15 protein-coding genes are annotated in these 18,773 nt (G+C 68.1%); 6 read left to right on the top strand and 9 right to left on the bottom strand.

Annotated features, from left to right (window positions below; genetic code table 11):
• The first annotated feature begins 19 nt into the window (after positions 1–19).
• From CFB82_RS21230 to CFB82_RS21220, 3 genes are all read left to right on the top strand, one after another.
• Complete coding sequence (locus CFB82_RS21230; RefSeq protein WP_089485159.1) at positions 20–1,441, top strand: aminotransferase-like domain-containing protein; 1,422 nt, start codon at positions 20–22, stop codon at positions 1,439–1,441.
• A gap of 262 nt (positions 1,442–1,703) precedes the next feature.
• A complete protein-coding gene (locus CFB82_RS21225) occupies positions 1,704–2,474 on the top strand; it encodes a hypothetical protein (protein WP_089485158.1) in 771 nt (256 codons plus the stop codon).
• 177 nt (positions 2,475–2,651) lie between these two features.
• On the top strand, positions 2,652–3,539 hold the full coding sequence (locus CFB82_RS21220; RefSeq protein WP_089485253.1) for a DMT family transporter: 888 nt from the start codon (positions 2,652–2,654) through the stop codon (positions 3,537–3,539).
• Here CFB82_RS21220 and CFB82_RS21215 read toward each other — a convergent pair.
• Positions 3,528–4,442, bottom strand: a complete 915-nt coding sequence (locus CFB82_RS21215) for a LysR substrate-binding domain-containing protein (RefSeq protein WP_089485157.1) — start codon at positions 4,440–4,442, stop codon at positions 3,528–3,530. The two genes, CFB82_RS21220 and CFB82_RS21215, sit on opposite strands and share 12 nt — an antisense overlap.
• Before the next feature lie 381 nt (positions 4,443–4,823).
• Here CFB82_RS21215 and CFB82_RS21210 point away from each other — a divergent pair, with 381 nt between their 5' ends.
• Positions 4,824–5,846, top strand: coding sequence for a class I fructose-bisphosphate aldolase (locus CFB82_RS21210; protein WP_089485156.1), 1,023 nt, complete (start codon positions 4,824–4,826; stop codon positions 5,844–5,846).
• 155 nt (positions 5,847–6,001) lie between these two features.
• On the opposite strand, the gene fdhA is transcribed toward CFB82_RS21210, so the two are convergent.
• The 8 genes from fdhA to CFB82_RS21165 all read right to left on the bottom strand — a co-directional run bounded on the left by fdhA (position 6,002) and on the right by CFB82_RS21165 (position 15,944).
• Positions 6,002–7,198, bottom strand: a complete 1,197-nt coding sequence (fdhA, locus tag CFB82_RS21205) for a formaldehyde dehydrogenase, glutathione-independent (protein WP_039369545.1) — start codon at positions 7,196–7,198, stop codon at positions 6,002–6,004.
• A gap of 327 nt (positions 7,199–7,525) precedes the next feature.
• Positions 7,526–8,716, bottom strand: coding sequence for an HlyD family secretion protein (locus CFB82_RS21195; protein ID WP_089485155.1), 1,191 nt, complete (start codon positions 8,714–8,716; stop codon positions 7,526–7,528).
• Positions 8,716–10,554: an efflux transporter outer membrane subunit gene (locus CFB82_RS21190; protein ID WP_089485154.1), complete on the bottom strand. Its 1,839-nt coding sequence runs from the start codon at positions 10,552–10,554 to the stop codon at positions 8,716–8,718. The genes CFB82_RS21195 and CFB82_RS21190 overlap by 1 nt, the downstream gene beginning before the upstream one ends.
• Positions 10,555–10,562: 8 nt before the next feature.
• Complete coding sequence (locus CFB82_RS21185; protein WP_089485153.1) at positions 10,563–11,501, bottom strand: glycosyltransferase family 2 protein; 939 nt, start codon at positions 11,499–11,501, stop codon at positions 10,563–10,565.
• Positions 11,502–11,511: 10 nt separating this feature from the next.
• A complete protein-coding gene (locus tag CFB82_RS21180; protein ID WP_089485152.1) occupies positions 11,512–13,107 on the bottom strand; it encodes a DHA2 family efflux MFS transporter permease subunit in 1,596 nt (531 codons plus the stop codon).
• Positions 13,104–14,387 (bottom strand): glycosyltransferase, encoded by a 1,284-nt coding sequence (locus CFB82_RS21175; protein ID WP_089485151.1) that lies wholly within the window; start codon positions 14,385–14,387, stop codon positions 13,104–13,106. The genes CFB82_RS21180 and CFB82_RS21175 overlap by 4 nt, the downstream gene beginning before the upstream one ends.
• A 17-nt stretch (positions 14,388–14,404) precedes the next feature.
• A complete protein-coding gene (locus CFB82_RS21170; protein ID WP_089485150.1) occupies positions 14,405–14,974 on the bottom strand; it encodes a methyltransferase family protein in 570 nt (189 codons plus the stop codon).
• Between the two features lie 67 nt (positions 14,975–15,041).
• Positions 15,042–15,944 (bottom strand): alpha/beta fold hydrolase, encoded by a 903-nt coding sequence (locus tag CFB82_RS21165; protein ID WP_089485149.1) that lies wholly within the window; start codon positions 15,942–15,944, stop codon positions 15,042–15,044.
• 721 nt (positions 15,945–16,665) lie between these two features.
• Between CFB82_RS21165 and betI the strand changes: the two genes are divergently transcribed.
• Entirely contained in the window at positions 16,666–17,250 is a 585-nt protein-coding gene (gene betI / locus CFB82_RS21155) for a transcriptional regulator BetI (RefSeq protein WP_021160333.1), read from the top strand.
• Positions 17,251–17,282: 32 nt separating this feature from the next.
• Complete coding sequence (gene betB, locus CFB82_RS21150) at positions 17,283–18,752, top strand: betaine-aldehyde dehydrogenase (protein WP_089485148.1); 1,470 nt, start codon at positions 17,283–17,285, stop codon at positions 18,750–18,752.
• The last annotated feature ends 21 nt before the right edge of the window (positions 18,753–18,773 follow it).

Below are 18,773 nucleotides of genomic sequence, written 5' to 3'. Positions count from 1 at the left end.
TGCTCGACTTGAGGCAGGCATGAAGCGTTATGCGAAGCTCGCCCGAACGATTTCCGAGTCGATCCGGCGTGGAGATCTGGCCCCCGGTACGCGCATCCCCACCGTGCGCGCCGCGTGCCGCGCATATGGCGTGAGCCCGTCCACCGTGTTTCGCGCGTACTACGCGCTCGAAGGCGAGGGTCTGATCGTCGCGCGTGCACGGTCCGGTTATTTCGTTGCGAACCTCGAAGACAGGCGCGTGCGGTTCGGCCATGAACCGCCGCGCAAGCCGCCCGCCCCGTCAGCAGGCAACGGCGATACGTTGTTCCGGCTGCTCGACTCGCTCAGATGCGAGGACATCGTCCCGCTCGGCTCGGCCTTCGCCAGCTATTCGCTGTTCCCGATGAGCAGTCTGTGGCGCGCGATGGCGTCGGCGGCCCGCAACATGGATCGCACGGCCCTGCTGGCCGGCGCGCCGCCCGGCCACGACGGGCTGCGCCGCCAGATCGCGCTGCGCTACCTGAATGCGGGCGCGGCGTTGCCGATGGACGAGATCATCATCACGACCGGCGCGCTCGAAGCGCTGACGCTCAGCCTGCAGGCGTTGACGCGCCCCGGCGATATCGTCGCGATCGAGCGACCGGCGTTTCATGCGGCCCTGGAGGCCGTGCAGCGCCTGCACCTGAAGGCCGTCGAGATTCCGGTCGACCCGCGTACCGGCCTCGATCTCGACGCGCTCGAGAAAGCGCTCGACACGCATCCGGTGCGCGCGTGCTGGTTCATGACGTCGTTCCACAACCCGACCGGCGCGACGCTGACCGACGAACGCAAGCACGCACTGATCGACCTGCTCGCGGCGCGCGACGTGCCGCTGATCGAAGACGACGTCTATGGCGAGCTGCATTTCGGCACGGCACCCACGCGCCCCGCCAAGCTGTATGACGACAGCGGTCTCGTCCTGCATTGCGGCTCGTTCTCGAAATGCCTCGCGCCCGGGTTCCGGATCGGCTGGGTCGCGGCCGGACGCTACGTGCGGCAAATTCGTCAGGCAAAGGGCGCAAGCGCGCCGGCCGCCGACGTGCCTGCGCAGATGGCGATTTCGAGCTACCTGCGCGACGGTGCGTACGACCGCTTCCTGCGCAAGCTGCGCCGCAATCTGGCCGCGCACCAGGCACAGATGCTGGCGGCCGTGCGTGCGTATTTTCCGGCCGGCACCGAAGTGTTCGCGCCGCGCGGCGGGTATTTCCTGTGGATCGAACTGCCGCCGCGCGTGGATGCGTTGCACCTGTTCGGCGATGCGATGGATAGCGGCGTCAGCATCGCGCCGGGGCCGATCTTTTCGGCAACCGGCGGATTCCGGCGCTATCTTCGGCTCAATTACGGCCGGCCGTGGACGCCGGCGGTCGAACACGCGATGGAGACCATCGGGACGCTCGCGGCCCGGCAGCGGCAGGACGGTTAGCGCGGAACCGACGAATCACCGCGGCCACTCTGTACCTTGCGTTTCACGCGCCAGCGACCAAAAATGAAACGTAGGCCATCACGGACGAACGTGTTCCGCGCACCCGATGTCACGGAGAACCCCATGAACACCGCATGCGAACGACAGTCGACGATGTACGCACAACGACATTCCGGCACGGGCCGATCGCCTGTCTGGCAGGAACGGATCATGACGACCGGCGAACGTTCGCCTCGTTGACGGCGCCCGACCGTTTCCAGCGATGCGAGTCCTCCTCAATCGCACAACTCGCGCGCGCGACGACTGGCGCGCGATCCTGAACGCGCGAGCCGAAGCGCGGCGCACGGCCAGCTTCCGCTGCAGGGAATGCGGCTTCGTGGCCTTCCGTGCGCTCGAGCACTGCCCCGTCTGCGGCCGGCGGAACTGGCCGTTCGATTCGATCCACCACGCATCAGACGACGCCCATGCCACGCACGCTCCGCACGCCTTTCACACGTGGTCGTCACGCATCGCGCGCGCGCTTCGCAACGCGGCGTTCCAGCAGCCTCGCGCGTCGACCGCGCCGATCCTGAGCATCCTGACACTCGTGCTGCTGGTCGGCGGCTACGTGGTGGTCGACCGGACATGCAAGGCCGATCCGGTCTGTCGCGGTTCGAATGGTTCGCGCGCAATGGCGAGCGATGCCCCCCGGTATGCATCGAACGATCCCGTGCTACCGGTCTTGCCCGCACCCGTCTATCCGTTTCATTCGACTGACGGAACGCAGGTGGCGGCCGCCCGCCCAGGCAGCCCCAGCCCGGATACCACCCGTGCATCCGCCGGACCGACGGCAGTCGCGCGAGCGGCGCCGGCCATGCGCGCCCCCGACCGGTCGCACCCCGCCGCCACGGTTCGCCTGACGGGCTGGAAAGGCAGTCACGGTGCCGCGCATCGCCCGCATACCTTCCACCGCGTGAGCACGCACACCGCGCGTGCGCGACGCTCCACCGCCGGCAATACGCAGCAAATCGCGCAGCTCTATCGCGGCCACTGAGCGCGCAGGCATGGGCCGTGCATGCGCGCCCGTCGATTCATTTTTCTAAACCATCCCTCACAAAACCTCGTTTGCGTCGCGACTCACGCGTGACGTTCAATGGGTCATTCGCCCGCGCCGGTGCATCTCGCGTATCGCGTTCCGGCCGGCCGCCCGATCCACCGAACGGAGTCGTCGATGAATGCATTACAGCTCGTGACCCTTGCCGCCATCTGGGGCGCGTCCTTCCTCTTCATGCGCATGGGCGCACCGGAATTCGGCGTCGTCCCGCTGATCGCGCTGCGCGTCGCGATCGCGGCCGTGCTGTTGTCGCCGGTGCTGCGCAACGCGCAGGCACGACAGGAATTCCGCTCGCATGCGTTGCCGCTGTTCGTCGTCGGCATCACGAACTCGGCGCTGCCGTTCTGCCTGCTGACCTACGCGGCGCTGTTCGTGTCGGCCGGCACCGATTCGATCCTGAATGCGACGACGCCGTTGTGGACCGCGATCGTCGCATACGCATGGCTGCGTGCGCCGCTGACGAAACCGCAGGCGACCGGCCTCGCGCTGGGTTTCGCCGGCGTCGTCGTGCTCGCCGGTTCGGCAGTCGGCGCCGGCACGCCCGGCGCATCGCGCGCGATCGCCGCCGCGATGCTCGCGACGCTGTCGTACGGGTTCGCCGCGCATTACTCGAAGCGCAAGCTGGCGAACGTCAGGCCGTTCGTGTCGGCGTTCGGCAGCCAGTTGTTCGCGGCGGTCGCGCTCGTGCCGCTCGCGCTGCCGATGTGGCCGCACGGGCCCGTTCAAACGTCCGCGTGGATCGCGGTGGTGCTGCTCGGCGCGATCTGCACGGCCGTCGCCTACCTGCTGTATTTCGGGCTGATCCGCAACGCGGGCGCGCAGTATGCGGCGTCGGTCACGTTCCTGATCCCGATCTTCGGCGTCGTATGGGGCGCGATCTTCCTGCACGAGACCCTCACCGTGCAGACGGTCGCCGGGTGCGCGATCATCCTGCTCGGCACCGCGCTCGCGACCGGCAAGCTCAAGGGGTTCACGATCGCCACCGCGCGCGGGTCACGCCAGTAGATCGCGCGGGCCGTCGTCGCCGCCGCCGATCTCGCTCGCGAGCCAGTCGCGGAACGCCGCGATCTTCCACTCGTGCTGGCGCGCTTCGCTGCACACGACGTAATAGGACAGTTCGGTCGGCCAGGGCCGTGCGAGCACGCGAACCAGCCGGCCGGCCGCGACTTCGTCCCGCGCATAGATGTCGCGCACCAGCGCCACGCCCTGCCCGGCGACCGCCGCCTTGATCAACAACGCATCCTCGCTGAAGCTCGCGCCGCGCGGCGCACGCGGGTCCTCGATTCCCTGCGCGCGCAACCACAGTGCCCAATCGGCGCGATCCGCGTCCTGCAGTAGCGGATACGACAGGCAGTCGGCCGGCGCGGCGATCGGACGGGCGGGATCGAGCAGTTGCGGGCTGCAGACGGGCCACAGCTCGGGTGTCCAGATACGGAACGATGCGTGCCCGGGATAGTGGCCCAACCCGTGCCGGATCGCGACGTCGACATAGTCGCGCCGCAGGTCGACCAGCTGCGCGCGCGTTTCGACGGTGATTTCGATGTCGGGGTACGCGGCATTGAATGCGCCGAGGCGCTGCACGAGCCACGTGTTCGCGAAGGAGGCGGTGGTCGTCACCGCGAGGCGAACGACGCGCCGGTTCGCCCCATGCACGTTCGCCCATGCGGCCTCGATCTCGTTGAAGCCGCCGGCGAGCTGGTCGAACAGCGCGCGCCCCGTGCCGGTCAGCTCGAGTTCGCGGCCGGTGCGCTCGAACAGCCGCACGGCGAGGCGATCCTCGAGATTGCGAACATGCTGGCTGACGGCGCCCGGCGAAATGCAGAGCTGGTCGGCCGCCTGTTTCATGCTGCCGCAGCGCGCCACTTCGACGAACGTGTGCAACGCTGCGAGGGGAAGTGACTTGGCCATCCGTGGATGCGCCGCCGAACGGCGGCGATGGGGTCGGGAACGGGCGAAGATTATCGCAGCAATTGCGGGTGCCCGGGACCGCGGGGCGCCCGTGTTCCGGGCCGCGCCGAACGTGCGCGTGGCCGGCTCTCCGCTGCGCATCCGCAGCAAAAAAAGGGGGACCCGTTTCCGGCACCACCCGTTTCGCACGATGCGTCGCGTACGTCGAACGCCCGCGCATCACGCACCCGCCCCGGCACGGACGATGCCACCCGAGCACGCGCCTTGCGTTCTGGCCCGTGCGCGACAAAGAATGAAATCGGAAGGCGGCGTGACGACCGTTGACGAAGTGAACAGCGAGCGGTCGACCCGGCCGCGTAGCGGTTTAAGCGGAGGAATTCCATGAGCACCGAGAGCACACTCCAGGAGACGATCCAGGCACTCGTTCAGGATGGCAAAGGCTTGCTGGCGGCCGACGAAAGCGGGCCGACCATCGCGAAACGCTTCAAGACGATCTCGGTCGAATCGACCGAAGAGAACCGCCGCGCATGGCGCACCCTGTTGCTGTCGACGCCGGGCCTCGGTAAATTCGTCAGCGGCGTGATCCTGTATGAAGAGACGCTCGGGCAATGCGCGGACGATGGCACGCCGTTGCCCGAACTCGCCACTCGCCAGCAGATCGTGCCCGGCATCAAGGTCGACGCGGGCAAGATTCCGCTCGCGCTCGCGCCCGGCGACGAAATCACGCAAGGGCTCGACGGGCTTGCGGCGCGCCTCGACGGCTACCAGCGGCAAGGCGCGCGGTTCGCGAAATGGCGTGCGGTGTACAACGTGTCCGACACGCTGCCCGGCCATGCGGCGATCGAAGCCAACGCCGAAGCGCTGGCGCGCTATGCGGCGATCTGCCAGGAGGCCGGCGTCGTGCCGATCGTGGAGCCGGAAGTGCTGATGGACGGCGATCATTCGATCGGCCGCTGCGCGCAAGTGACCGACGCCGTGCTGCACGCCGTGTTCAACGCGCTGCACCGGCACCGGGTCGTGCTGGCGCACATGTTGCTCAAACCGAGCATGGTCGTCGCGGGCAGCACGCACCCCGAACAGCCGGCCCCCGCCGAGGTCGCGGAAACCACGGTGCGCCTGTTGCGCAGCACCGTGCCAGCTGAAGTGCCCGGCATCTTCTTCCTGTCCGGCGGACAGACGCCCGAGGAAGCGACGGCGCATCTCGATGCGATGAATCGCGTCGACGGGCGGCCGTGGGTGCTGAGCTTTTCCTATGGACGCGCGCTGCAGGAGCCGCCGCTGGCCGCGTGGAAGGGACAGGCCGCCAACGTACGCGCCGCGCAGGATGCGCTGCTGCTGCGTGCACGCCTGAACAGTGCGGCCTGCTGCGGTCAATACGACGCCGAGATGGAGCGCACCGCATGAACGGAGCCAGGCGAATGTCGCCCGGCCGATCGTTCATACGTGAGCTTCCCGCCCGGTTCCCTCGCGGGCATTGAGCGCGCGCTTGCGGAACGACAAAGGGCCGAGGCGCTCGAGCGCCCCGGCCCCTTTCGATGGCCGCGCGGCAGTCGGTCGCGTTACGCCGCCAGCAACCCGTGCGGGTCGATGACGAATTTGCGCGGCGCGCCGCCGTCGAACTTCTTGTAGCCTTCCGGCGCCTGGTCGAGCGAGATCACTTCGACGTTGACGATCTTCGCGATCGGCAGACGGTCGAACAGGATCGCCTGCATCAGGTTGCGGTTGTACTTCAGCACCGGCGTCTGGCCCGTGAAAAACGAGTGCGACTTCGCCCAGCCGAGGCCGAAGCGGATGCTCAGGCTGCCGTGCTGCGCGGCCTTGTCCTTCGCGCCCGGATCGTCCGTCACGTACAGGCCCGGGATGCCGATCGCGCCGGCCGGGCGCGTGATTTCCATCAGCGAGTTCAGGACCGTCGCAGGCGCTTCCTCCGAATGGCCCGACGAACCGTGGCCGTGCGCCTCGAAGCCGACGCAGTCGACCGCGCAGTCGATCTCGGGCACGCCGAGGATCTGCTCGATCTGCTCGCCGAGCGAGGCGTCCTTCGACAGGTCGACCGTCTCGAAGCCCATCGCCCGGGCATGCGCGAGGCGTTCCGCGTTCATGTCGCCGACGATCGTCACGGCCGCGCCGAGCAGGCGCGCCGAAGCGGCCGCCGCCATCCCGACCGGGCCCGCGCCCGCGATGTAGACCGTCGAACCCGGCTTCACGCCCGCGCTCACCGCGCCGTGATAACCGGTCGGCAGAATGTCGGACAGGCAGGTCAGATCGCGGATCTTCGCCATGGCCTGATCGCGATCGGGGAATTTCAGCAGGTTGAAATCGGCATACGGCACGAGCACGTACTCGGCCTGGCCGCCGATCCAGCCGCCCATGTCGACGTAGCCGTAGGCGCCGCCGGCACGCGACGGGTTCACGTTCAGGCACACGCCCGTATGCGTGTCCTTGCACATCGCACAGCGGCCGCAGGCCACGTTGAACGGCACCGACACGAGATCGCCGAGCTTCAGCGTCTCGACGTCGCGGCCGATCTCGACCACCTCGCCCGTGATCTCGTGACCGAGCACGAGGCCGACCGGCGCGGTCGTGCGGCCGCGCACCATGTGCTGGTCGGAACCGCAGATGTTCGTGCTCACCACTTTCAGGATCACGCCGTGGCCGATCGCGCGGCCGCTCGGATCGACCATCTTCGGATAATCGATTTTCTGGACTTCGACCTGGCCCGGCCCAAGATAGACGACACCTCGATTGCTGCTCATCGTATTGTCTCCATGTCTCGTTGGATGGCGCCGCGGCGCGCCGGCGCCATGCGGCGCACGCGCAACGTGCTGTTCGAGAGTAGTCCCGGAGGCAGGGGCGCCGATGTCTCAAACGCGACACGCGTTTGAACGGCGCCGACATCGATGTCGGAAATGCGAAAGTCGGGCGGGAAACGACGGGAAGGTTTCGCGCGCGGGGCGACGCGCTGGATGATGGTGCCGGAGGCGCTGGGGGTGCGGAAGTGCGCTGGGGGTGCGGAAGTGCGCCGTGACGCGCCGGGCGGCGGCCCAGTCGTGGCGACCGGCCGCCCCTCTCCCGGGCTGGCGTTACCCGCCCTGATTCTCGCGGATGATCGCGGCGGCGGCGCTTTCCGCGTCGCTCGCGACGCCGTCGTGCACGCGCGTGCTGACGGCCGGCGTCGGCGGCTCGCTGTCAAGCGCGTGGCCATTGCGATCGTGCGTGTCGACCGTCGCGCGCATCGACAGCCCGACGCGCAGCGGATGCGCGGCGAGATCGCGCGCATCGAGCGCGATCACGACCGGCACGCGCTGCACGACCTTGATCCAGTTGCCGGCCGCGTTCTGCGACGGCAGCATCGAGAACGCGCTGCCCGTGCCCGCCGAGAAGCCCTGCACGCGGCCGCGATAGGTCACGCACGAGCCATACAGATCCGACACGACCTCGACCGGCTGCCCGATGCGCATGTGGCGAATCTGCCCTTCCTTGAAATTCGCCTCGATCCACAGCTGGTTGAGCTGCACGATCGACATCAGCGGCACGCCGGGCCCGACCTGCTGGCCGACCTGCACCGAACGCTGCCCGATCGTGCCGTCGACCGGCGCGACGATCGTCGTGCGCTTCAGGTTCCGGTACGCGAGCTTGAACTGCGCGGCCGCCTGCACGACCGCCGGGCTTTCGTCGACAGGCAACTTGGTGCCGAGCGCACGTGCCGCATCGAGCTGCGCCTGCGCGGCCGCGAGATTCGCCTGCGCACCGGCGACCGCCGCGCGCGCACGCGCGAGTTCCTCGGGCGCGACGATCTCGACCGACGCGCCCGAGCGCGCTGCGAACGCGCGCTGCGCCAGCGACAGGTCGGCGCGCCGCGCATTCACGGCCTCGACGTACATCGTATTCGAGATCTTCGCGTTCGCGACTTGCCGCACCGCCTGTGCGAGCTGCGCCTTCGCCTGCGCGAACGCGACGGACGCCTCGGTGTCGTCGAGCTTCACGAGCGTCTGGCCGGCGCGCACGGCCTGCGTATCGGCAACCACGACGTCGGTCACCGATCCAGGGATCTGCGCGGCGACCTGGACGATGCTGCCGGCGACGTACGCATCGTCGGTGTCTTCGTAATAGCGATCGCTCAGCAGCCAGTACGCGATCCATGCGAGCGCGGCCACCAGCACGACCGCGAAGAACGCGATGAAGCGCTTGCGGCGCGTCGCGCGGCGTGCGTCGAGTGCCGGGTCGTTCAGTGCGGCCGGCGGCGCGGCGGTATGGAGGTTGTCGTGGTGCATCAGTCGCTTTGCGTAACGATCAGACGATCGTGCTGGAACAGGGGAATCGGTGGCGTGACCGACGGGCTCGGCGCCGGATTCGCCGCGGCCGTGTGCGTGAGAATAGAGGTGCTGCGAGGTGTCGCGGCGACGGCCGGCGTGCGTGCCGTATCGTCGCGTCGTACGGAACCCGCATTCGATACAGCGACGATCGGCGGCACAGCTACGCTCGCCGCACGCACATCGGCCGACGGCACCACCATCGGTCGGCTCGCGGTCGGTGCGGTCGCAGCGGCCAAGGCGGGCGCAGCGCCTCGCTTGGCCGCCCCGCTACGCGCCCGATGCGCGGCCGGCGCCTGCGCAACCGTCGCGCCCGCATCGAACCCGCCGCCCAGCGCGCCGATGAGCCCGACGCGCAACGATCGCTGCCGGCCGAGCAACGCGATCAATTGCGCGCGCTCGTCGATCAGCGTGAGATCCGCGACATCCACGTCCTTCTGCATCAGCACACCGCGCCGGTGCCGGTCGGTTGCGATCTCCACGATCTTCTGCGCGGCCGCGACCGCGTCCTGCTGCTGCGCGACGAGCGTCTGTGACGTCTGCAGCGACGTGACGAACTGCGCGACCTGCCCGAGCGCGTCGTCGACGGTCTTGTTGTACAGCCCGATCGCGACGTCGGCCTGCGCGACATCCGCACCGAGCTTCGCCTTCAGCCGGCCGCGATCGAAGATCGGCAGCGAGATCGCCGGGCCGATGGAACCGGCGAGCGCATCGCGCGAGAACAGCGACGCGGGCGTCAACGCGAACACGCCGCCGAGCGCGACGAGGTTCACGTCCGGATAGAACTGTGCGCGCGTCGAATCGGCATTCGCGAACGCGGCTTCGACACGCAAGCGCGCGGCGACGATGTCGGGCCGGCGCCCCAGGAGATCGGCCGGCAGCCGCGCGGGCAGCGCGCCGCCCGCCAATGCGCCGACCCGCGGCCGCTGCAGCGCGAGCCCGCGCTCCGGGCCCCGGCCGGACAGCACGCCGAGCTGCAGCTGCGCGAGCTTGATCTGCTCGTCGTTCATCGCGATCTGGGCGAGCAGCTTGCTGCGCTTGATCGATGCGTCGCTCGCGTCGTACGCGTTGTCGAGCCCGCGCGCGGTGCGCTCGCGCAGCACGGTCGTCACGCGCTGGCTGACCTTCAGTTTCTGCTGCAGCAGGTCCTGCGTCGCATACGCCTGGTCGAGCTGGCAGTACACGGTGACGATCGCGACCGCCAGCGTGAGCCGCACCTGCTCGGCCTCGACCCGCGCCGCTTCGCGCAGCGACATCAGGCTCTTCGTCGCGGCGCGGTTCTTGCCCCACAGGTCGAGCTGATAGGTCAGCCCGACGAACACCGACGACGGCGAGGTGTTCGGATCGCCGAAGATCTCCACCGGCACGCGATAGCCGCTGACCGACACGTTGGCGACGTCGTCGCCCGGCTTCGGCATCCGCGCGCGGCTGACCGTCGCGCCGGCCGTGCCCGTCAGTCCCGTCAATGAATCGAACTGCTGAAGCTGCGCCTGCGCGATCCGCAGCCGCGCCTGCGCAACCTGCAGGTCGGGATTGTTTTGCGAAGCCTCGGCGACCAGCGCGTCGAGCTGCGGATCATTCAACTGCTTCACCCAGTCGGGCGCGGGCCACGCGCCGTTCACGCCGGGGCCCGCCGTGTGGGCGAGCGCATCGTCGGCCGGCGCGCGCAACGACAGCGACGGCAGGAAGCCCGACGGCACACATCCGCTCAACGCCAGCGACACGGCCGCGGCGACGATCATCATCGAGCCGCCCTTCACGCCACGCGCCACACTCGCCGCTTCATTCACACGCCGCATCGCGCCCCTCACCCTTGCTGCACGCGTTGCGCACGCGCGGCCAGACGCGGCCGCGTGCGTTCGAGCGGGCCGAGCCGGCCGAACAGGCCGTCCGCGATGCCGAACAGGATGCCGGCGAGCTTCGCGCGCTTGTCGCGTTCGACGAGCGCGATCTGCACGATCTGCCACATCGTCAACAGGTTCGGCACGATCGCCACCGGAAAGCGCAACCCGTACTGCATCCCGAGCTGCACCGCATTGCGGGCGCTGTAATAGCGCCGTTGCCACGAGTGATTCATCGACGTCATTTCAAAAGGGCCGATCGCGTGACGCTGCTTCGCGCCGATCCGGTGCGGCAGCACCAGCGACGGCACGACATAGAGCGGCACGTTGCGCGACAGCGCACGGAAACTGTATTCGGTATCGACGTGATCGATGAACAGCGTCTCGTCGAAACGGCCGAGCACGTCGAACGCGTCGCGCGACACGACGCAGCCCGACGAAATCAGGAACGCGCAGCGCTGCAGCGGCGCGCCCGGCTCGATGCGCAGGCGGCGCAGCCCGATCCCGTTGGTCGACAGTTCGGGCAGGAAGCTGCGCGCGTTCTCGTCGAAGATGCGCGGGCCGGCCAGGAACGCGCGCCTGCCAAGCCCCGCGCAGACATCGCGCATCGCGGGGAAATACGCGGCCGGCACCGACGAATCCTGGTCGAACAGCGCGACGGCGTCGATCCGATCGCGAAACAGCGCCGCGAGCCCCGCGTTGTACGCGCCCGCGATCCCGCCGCGATTGCCGTGATGCAGCAGCGCGATGCCCTCGCGCGCGCACAGCTCGCGGGCCCGCGCATCGGGCTGCGGCGTGTTGTCGACGACGAGCAGCGCGTCGCACGCATGCCGCCATGCGCCGAGCGCGTCGAGCTGTGCCTCGCTCGGGTGATACAGGATCACGAGTGCGCCGAGTGTCGTCATGCTCCTCTCCTCAATGCCCGAACGACGCCGCCGCGCCGCGCTTCGGCCGCGTCAGCCACATCATTGCCGCGAGGACGAGACACGTCATGCTCGCCATCCAGAACATGTCGTTGGTCGCCATCATGTAGGCCTGCTGCATCACGACCTGGTGCAGCGTCGACAGCTCGCGCACGCCGTCCACGCCCATCGCGTTCAGCGTGTGCACGAAGCGCTGCGTGTTCGCCGACGCGTGCGTGACGGATTGCGACACGACGTCGTAGTGATAGGTCGCGCGGTTGTCCCACAGCGTCACGCTCATCGCGGTGCCGAACGCGGCGGACAGCGTGCGCAGGAAGTTCGACAGGCTCGACGCGGCCGCGAGCCGGTCGTCCGGAATGCGCGACAGCGTCGCAGCGGTCAGCGGAATGAAGAAGCACGGCAGCCCGATTCCCTGGATCAGCCCCGGCGCGGCGATCTGCGCGAACGTCATCTTCAGCGTGAAATGCGCATCCCACGCGAGCACGGCCGCGAACACGAGGAAGCCGAAGGTCGCGAGCACGCGCGCGTCGAAGCGATGCGCATGCAGCCCGACGAGGATCGAGAACACCAGCGCGAGCACGCCGAGCGACGCCGTGGCGAGCCCCGCGTGAAACGCGTTGTAGCCCATCACGGCCTGCATCCACAGCGGGAATACGACGCCGACCACCGAGAAGCTCATCATCCCGAGCGAGATGATCAGTACGCAGAAGGAGAACGTGCGATCGCGGAACAGGCCGAGATCGACGACGGGATGCGCTTCGCCCGCCTCCCAGATCAGCAGCGACACGATCGACAACCCCGCGACTACCGCGAGCGTGACGATCAGCGGCGAGCCGAACCAGCCGCGATCGTGGCCGAGATCGAGCATCGCCTGCAGCGAGCCGACGCCGATCACGAGCAGCACGATGCCCGGCACGTCGATCGGGCCGGCCGTGCCGCGTTGCGCGTCGGGGCGAAGCATCGCGGTGCAGACCGCGAACGAGAACAGCCCGATCGGCAAATTGATCAGGAAGATCCACGGCCACGAGAAGGTGTCGACGATCCAGCCGCCGACCACCGGCCCGAAGATCGGCGCGAGCAGCACCGTCATCGCCCACAGCGCGAGCGCGATCGTGCGCTTGTCCGGCGGGAACGTGCGCAGCAGGATCGTCTGCGACAGCGGCACCATCGGCCCGGAAAACAGCCCCTGCAGCGCGCGGCAGATCACCAGCACGTGCAGGTCGCGCGCGAGCCCGCACAGCAGCGACGTCAGCGTGAACAGCAGGATCGCGCCGACGAACAGCCGCAACTCGCCGACGCGGCGCGCGAGCCAGCCCGTCAGCGGCACCGCGATCGCGGCCGCGACCGAATACGAGCTGATCACCCACGTGCCCTGGCTGTTCGATACGCCGAGACTGCCGGAGATCGCCGGCACCGCGACGTTCGTCACGGTCGAGTCGAGCACCTCGATGAAGGTCGCGAGCGACAGCGCGAACGTCAGCAACGCGAGCCGGATGCCACGCACCGGCTGCGCGGCCGGCGCGGGCGCCGGCACGTCGAACGCGGACGGCGCGACCGGCCCGTCGTGAAGCGGCGACGCGGTGCTCATGCGCCGGCCGCCGCGAAATCGGCCCGTGCGGCCACGCGCCCGCGCACCGGCACGAATCGTTCGATGAAATCGGCGGCCGCCTCGCAGCCGTCCGGCGCGGCCGCGAGCAGCGCACGCGTGCGCTTCGCATACACCGCGAACGCCGGTTCGTCGAGCACGCGTGCGAGCGCCGCGCCGAGCCGCGCGCCGTCGACCGGGCCATCGACGCGCACGCCGCAGCCGTTCGCGACGACGCGTTGCGCGTTGTCGAACTGGTCGTGCGCGAACGGCGTGACGACCTGCGCGATCCCGGCTTCGCACGCGAGCGCCGCGGTGCCGATCCCGCCGTGATGCACGAGCGCGCGGCAACGCGGCAGCAAGGTGCGCATCGGCACGAAGCGGCGCACGAGCAGCCGGTCATCGTCCGGCGCCGCATCGTGCGGCGTCAGCAGGATCCCGCGCGCGCCGGTCGCGCGCAGCGCGTCCGCCACCGCGCGCGCGTATGCCGCGTGATCGACGCGTGTCGAACCGGCCGTGAACACGACCGGGGGTTCACCGGCCGCGAGATACGCATCGAGTGCCACATCGTCTTCAGGGGTCGCAATATCGTTGAACAACGGGAACCCGCTTTGCAGATGATTCGACGGCCAGTCGGGCTGCGGCGGCGCGAACCAGCCGGGAAACAGGCACAGCACGCCATCGGTCGAATGCAGCCAGCGGCCCAGCACGCGCCGCGCCGGCGCAAGCCCGAGCGCGCGGCGCACCGCATTGAGCGCGGGACCGCACGTACGATCGAGCACCTGCCGCTCGATCAGCGTCATCAGCGCCGCCTTCACGGGCAGCGGCCAGCGCGCGGGAATCGTCAGGCGGGGGTGCGTCGGCGGCGCATGCGCGGACAGCAGCGTCGACGGCGACACCTGCACCGACACATACGGCGTGCCGTGCAGCTCCTGCATGAAGCGCGCGGAGAACGCCCACAGCGTGCCGACGAGCACCGTATCGTCGTCGGTCAGCGCGCGCAGCGCGTCGTAATGCGGGCGCAGCGTCGGCGCGATCACCTCCCACAGCGTGCGAAACGACGTGCGCGAATCCCACAGCGCGGGGTTCGCCATCGCAGCCTCGTATTCGGCCGCGGTGCCGATCGGCACGAAGGCGAACCCGCAACGGCGCACGGCCGCCTCGAACGGCGCATGCGTGCAGAACACGACGTCGTGACCGCGCGCCGCGAGCGTGCGTGCGACGCCGAGCAGCGGATGCACGTCGCCCGCCGAGCCGATCGCGGTCACGATCATCTTCGCCATCGCGCGCCTCGCGGGGTTCAGTAGAAGCCGGGAATCAGCGCCGCGACTTCGCGACGGTACTGCGTGTACGCCGGCCCGAAATGCCCGGTCAGCCAGCTTTCCTCGACGCGCACCTTGTATGCGAGCGACGCGAACACGAGCAGCACGCCGATCGCGCCGCGCCATTCGCCGCCGATCAGCGCGGCGCCGACGAGCGCGATCAGGCAGCCCGTATAGATCGGGTGACGCACGAGCCCGTACGGCCCCGTGCGGACGAGCTCGTGGTCTTCCTTCAGCGTGACCGACACGCTCCAGTTCGTGCCGAGGTGCAGCCGCGCCCACACCGAGAACAGCAGGCCGGCCACCAGCACCGCGAGCCCGCACTGCGCCTGCAGGCCGAAGCGCTGCCAGTCCGGCACGAGCGCCTGCCACGACGGATCGGGCAGGATGATCAGCGCGCCGCCGACGATTAGCGGAATCGACTGCAACGTGCGCGAGCGCGACGCTTCCTTGCGCACGGTCGTCTTCACGCCTTGCGAAGTGGCGATCCAGTAGGCGAGCCACACGGCCCACGGAACGACGATGGCGATGGTCTGAACGATATTCACGGCTGGCCTGCCTCGTTGGGATGGGAATTGGGGAGCGCCGCGCGGTCCGGACGCACGGCGTACGGCGTCACGACGAAAGCGCGTGCATCGGAGCAGGCACGCACGCCTGCGAGGTGGCGAGCGCGATGCCGGCGGCGAACGACGACCCGCCGCAGAAAAAGTCGAGCAGCGCCGAGCGCGTGTATTCGCGCTGCGCGCGGCCTTCGATGTCGAGGAAGTGGCCGGCGTCCGGCACCGTCGCGAACCGCGCGCGCGGCACATGCGCGCCGAGCTGGCGCACGTCGGCGGGCGTCGTGTATTCGTCGCGCTCGCCGTTCAGGAACAGCAGCTCGCAGCCGATGTTCGAGAACTCGCTGAGGTAGCGCTCCGGCTGCAGCGACAGGATCTGGTCGACATGGAACGCGACCTGGTCCTGCTCGTCGCGCGGCAGGCGCGTGAGATACCGGTAGTTGTACAACTTCATGATGCGCGGCAGGTAGCGGCCGACGGTGTCGTTCAGCAACTGCGCGGCCTTCAGGTTCTCGCCGGCCGCGATGTGGTCGCGGGCGCGCGTCACGTAGTCGACCATCGCATCGTTCAGGAATGGCGAGAACGAGCAGATCGCCGCGCGCCGCACGCTCGGGCAGCCGCGTGCGAGCGCGAACAGCGACGCGACCCCGCCCCACGACACCGACACGAGGTACGCCGGCGCGAAGCGCTCGACCAGGTGCTGCAGGATCGCGGCCTCGTCGTCCTTCGTCAGGATGAAGCAGCCCGGGTTGTGCTGGCGCGACTGCCCCGCATACGGCAGGTCGAAGCAGATCGTGTTCATCCGCTCGCCGAGATACTGGACGGTCTGCCCGAACGACGCGGTCGTCGCGAGGGCGCCGTTGACGAGCATCGCCGTGTCGAACGCCGGGTCGAACACGTTCCGTTCGACGTAAACCTTCAGACCATTCGGCAGCGGGATCACGTGTTTTTCGGTCAGCATCGTCGTTCTCCGGTGGATGCGGCGTCTCGACGTCGCGGCATGCTGCAGGTGCGCAATGACTGCGCCGGTTTTTCACGCGCGATCCGAATCGCGCGATTGGCCCATGCACCGCGGCAATACCGGCGGCATCGATTCATTCCTCGTAGTGCGGCGCCATACTAATACGGACAATATTACTGACTCAAGTCATTCCAACGATACCCTCTACTCTGTTAGGAAATGCGGCCGATTCAAATTATTCCAGCATTTTTTATGGTATGCGGAATGCATTCGAGGGCGATCGCAATCGTTTGCGGAGCGGCAGCCGGTCGCCGTTCAATCGATACAAATTCATTTTTAATCAATGATTTAAGTCGTTTCATTCGCCTATTTCAAACGGATTTTCATGAAAAAATCGTGACGCCGTTTCGCGCGTCGACTTCCGCGCTTAACCGAATGTCACACTACTCAATACTCTTTCATTCCGTAATCGATTCGGCACCTGCAATGATTAACCGGATTGATCGCTCACTTCAGAAAGCGTTTTAAACAAACTCCAGCTTTTTTAATCATCTTTCAATTATTTTTCCGCACCTGCACAACGCGCGATCGGAGGCCCCGCTCACCTGTCGGGGTACCGTCTTCACCGTCGGACCCCGATTTTTTGTTGATTGAACGATCAATAAAAAACCGCTAAGCTCTCGACTTCCATGGACGGCCCGTCCGGGCGAAGGGAGTCGCGATGCCGAAAGTCGGAATGCGGGAGATTCGCCGCGCACAGTTGATCGACGCCACGCTACGCTCGATCGACGAGGCGGGCCTGCCCGGCACGACGCTCGCCTCGGTCGCGCAGCGCGCGAACATCTCGACGGGCATCGTCAGCCACTACTTCGGCGACAAGGACGGCCTGCTCGAAGCGACGATGCGGCACGTGCTGCGCGACCTGTGGTCGGCCACCACGCGCCGCCGCGTGGCGGCACGCAAGGACCCGCGCTCCCGGCTGCGCGCGATCGTCGCCGCGAACTTCGACGACACGCAGGTCAGCGCGCCCGTGATGAAGACATGGCTCGCGTTCTGGTCGCAGAGCATGCACGACCCGATGCTCAAGCGCCTGCAGCACGTCAACACGCGGCGCCTCCACTCGAACCTGTGCGCCGAATTCGCGAAGGCGTTGCCGCGCACGCAAGCGCGCGAAGCCGCCAGCGGCCTCGCCGCGCTGATCGACGGCCTGTGGCTGCGCGGCGCACTCGCCGGCGGCCCCATCGACACCCGGGCTGCATTGAAGCTCGCCCACGATTACATCGACCTGCTGCTCGCGTCAGACTGACGCGCGACGCAGTCGCCCTCAAGGAGATCCTCATGTCCGTATTCGGTTTGCAGCGCCTCTACATCGGCGGCGGTTACGTCGACGCCACGAGCGGCAAGACTTTCGACACCTTCGATCCCGCCACCGGCGAACTGCTCGCGCAGGTGCAGCAGGCCAGCGCGGCCGACGTCGATCGCGCGGTGGCCTCCGCACAGGAAGGCCAGCGTGAATGGGCCGCGATGACCGCGATGCAGCGCTCGCGCATCCTGCGCCGCACGGTCGACCTGCTGCGCGAGCGCAACGACGAACTCGCGGCGCTGGAAACACGCGACACGGGCAAGCCGATCGGCGAGACGCTCGCGGTCGACATCGTCACCGGCGCGGACGTGATCGAGTACTACGCGGGCCTCGCGACCGCGATCGAAGGGCTGCAGGTGCCGCTGCGCGCCGAATCGTTCGTCTACACGCGCCGCGAGCCGCTCGGCGTGTGCGCGGGCATCGGCGCGTGGAACTACCCGATCCAGATCGCGTGCTGGAAGACGGCCCCCGCGCTCGCGGCCGGCAACGCGATGGTGTTCAAGCCGAGTGAAGTCACGCCGCTCACCGCGCTGAAGCTCGCGGAAATCTATACGGAAGCCGGCGTGCCGGCCGGCGTGTTCAACGTCGTGCAGGGTGACGGCTCGGTCGGCGCGCTGCTGACGGGCCACCCGGACATCGCGAAGGTGTCGTTCACCGGCGGCGTCGAAACCGGCAAGAAGGTGATGTCGCTGGCCGGCGCATCGTCGCTGAAGGAAGTGACGATGGAACTCGGCGGCAAATCGCCGCTGATCGTGTTCGACGATGCGGATCTCGACCGCGCGGCCGACATCGCGGTGACCGCCAACTTCTTCAGCTCGGGCCAGGTCTGCACGAACGGCACGCGCGTGTTCGTGCACCGCTCGATCAAGGATGCGTTCACGCAGCGTGTGCTCGAACGCGTGAAGCGCATCCGCGTCGGCAAGCCGACCGATGCCGATACCAACTTCGGTCCGCTCGTGTCGGCCGCGCAGCTCGACAAGGTGCTCGGCTTCATCGAAAGCGGCAAGGCCGAAGGCGCGAAGCTGCTCGCGGGCGGCACGCGCCTGACCGACGGCCACTTCGGCAGCGGCCAGTACGTCGCGCCGACCGTGTTCGGCGATTGCCGCGACGACATGAAGATCGTCCGCGAGGAAATCTTCGGGCCGGTGATGAGCATCCTTGATTTCGAATCGGAGGACGAAGTGATCGCCCGCGCGAACGACACGCACTACGGCCTCGCGGCCGGCGTCGTGACCGAGAACCTGTCGCGCGCGCACCGCACGATCCATCGTCTCGAAGCCGGTATCTGCTGGATCAACACGTGGGGCGAATCGCCGGCCGAGATGCCGGTTGGCGGATACAAGCAATCCGGTGTCGGACGCGAGAACGGCATCACGACGCTCGAGCACTACACTCGAATCAAGTCGGTGCAGGTCGAGCTCGGCCGCTACAACCCGGTGTTTTAAGGATCACGAAAGGAGATTGAC

This window comes from Burkholderia sp. HI2714, from assembly GCF_002223085.1.
In the GTDB taxonomy this organism is placed as follows: Bacteria; Pseudomonadota; Gammaproteobacteria; order Burkholderiales; family Burkholderiaceae; genus Burkholderia; species Burkholderia lata_D.
This window is presented reverse-complemented; position numbering and strand designations above follow the sequence as displayed.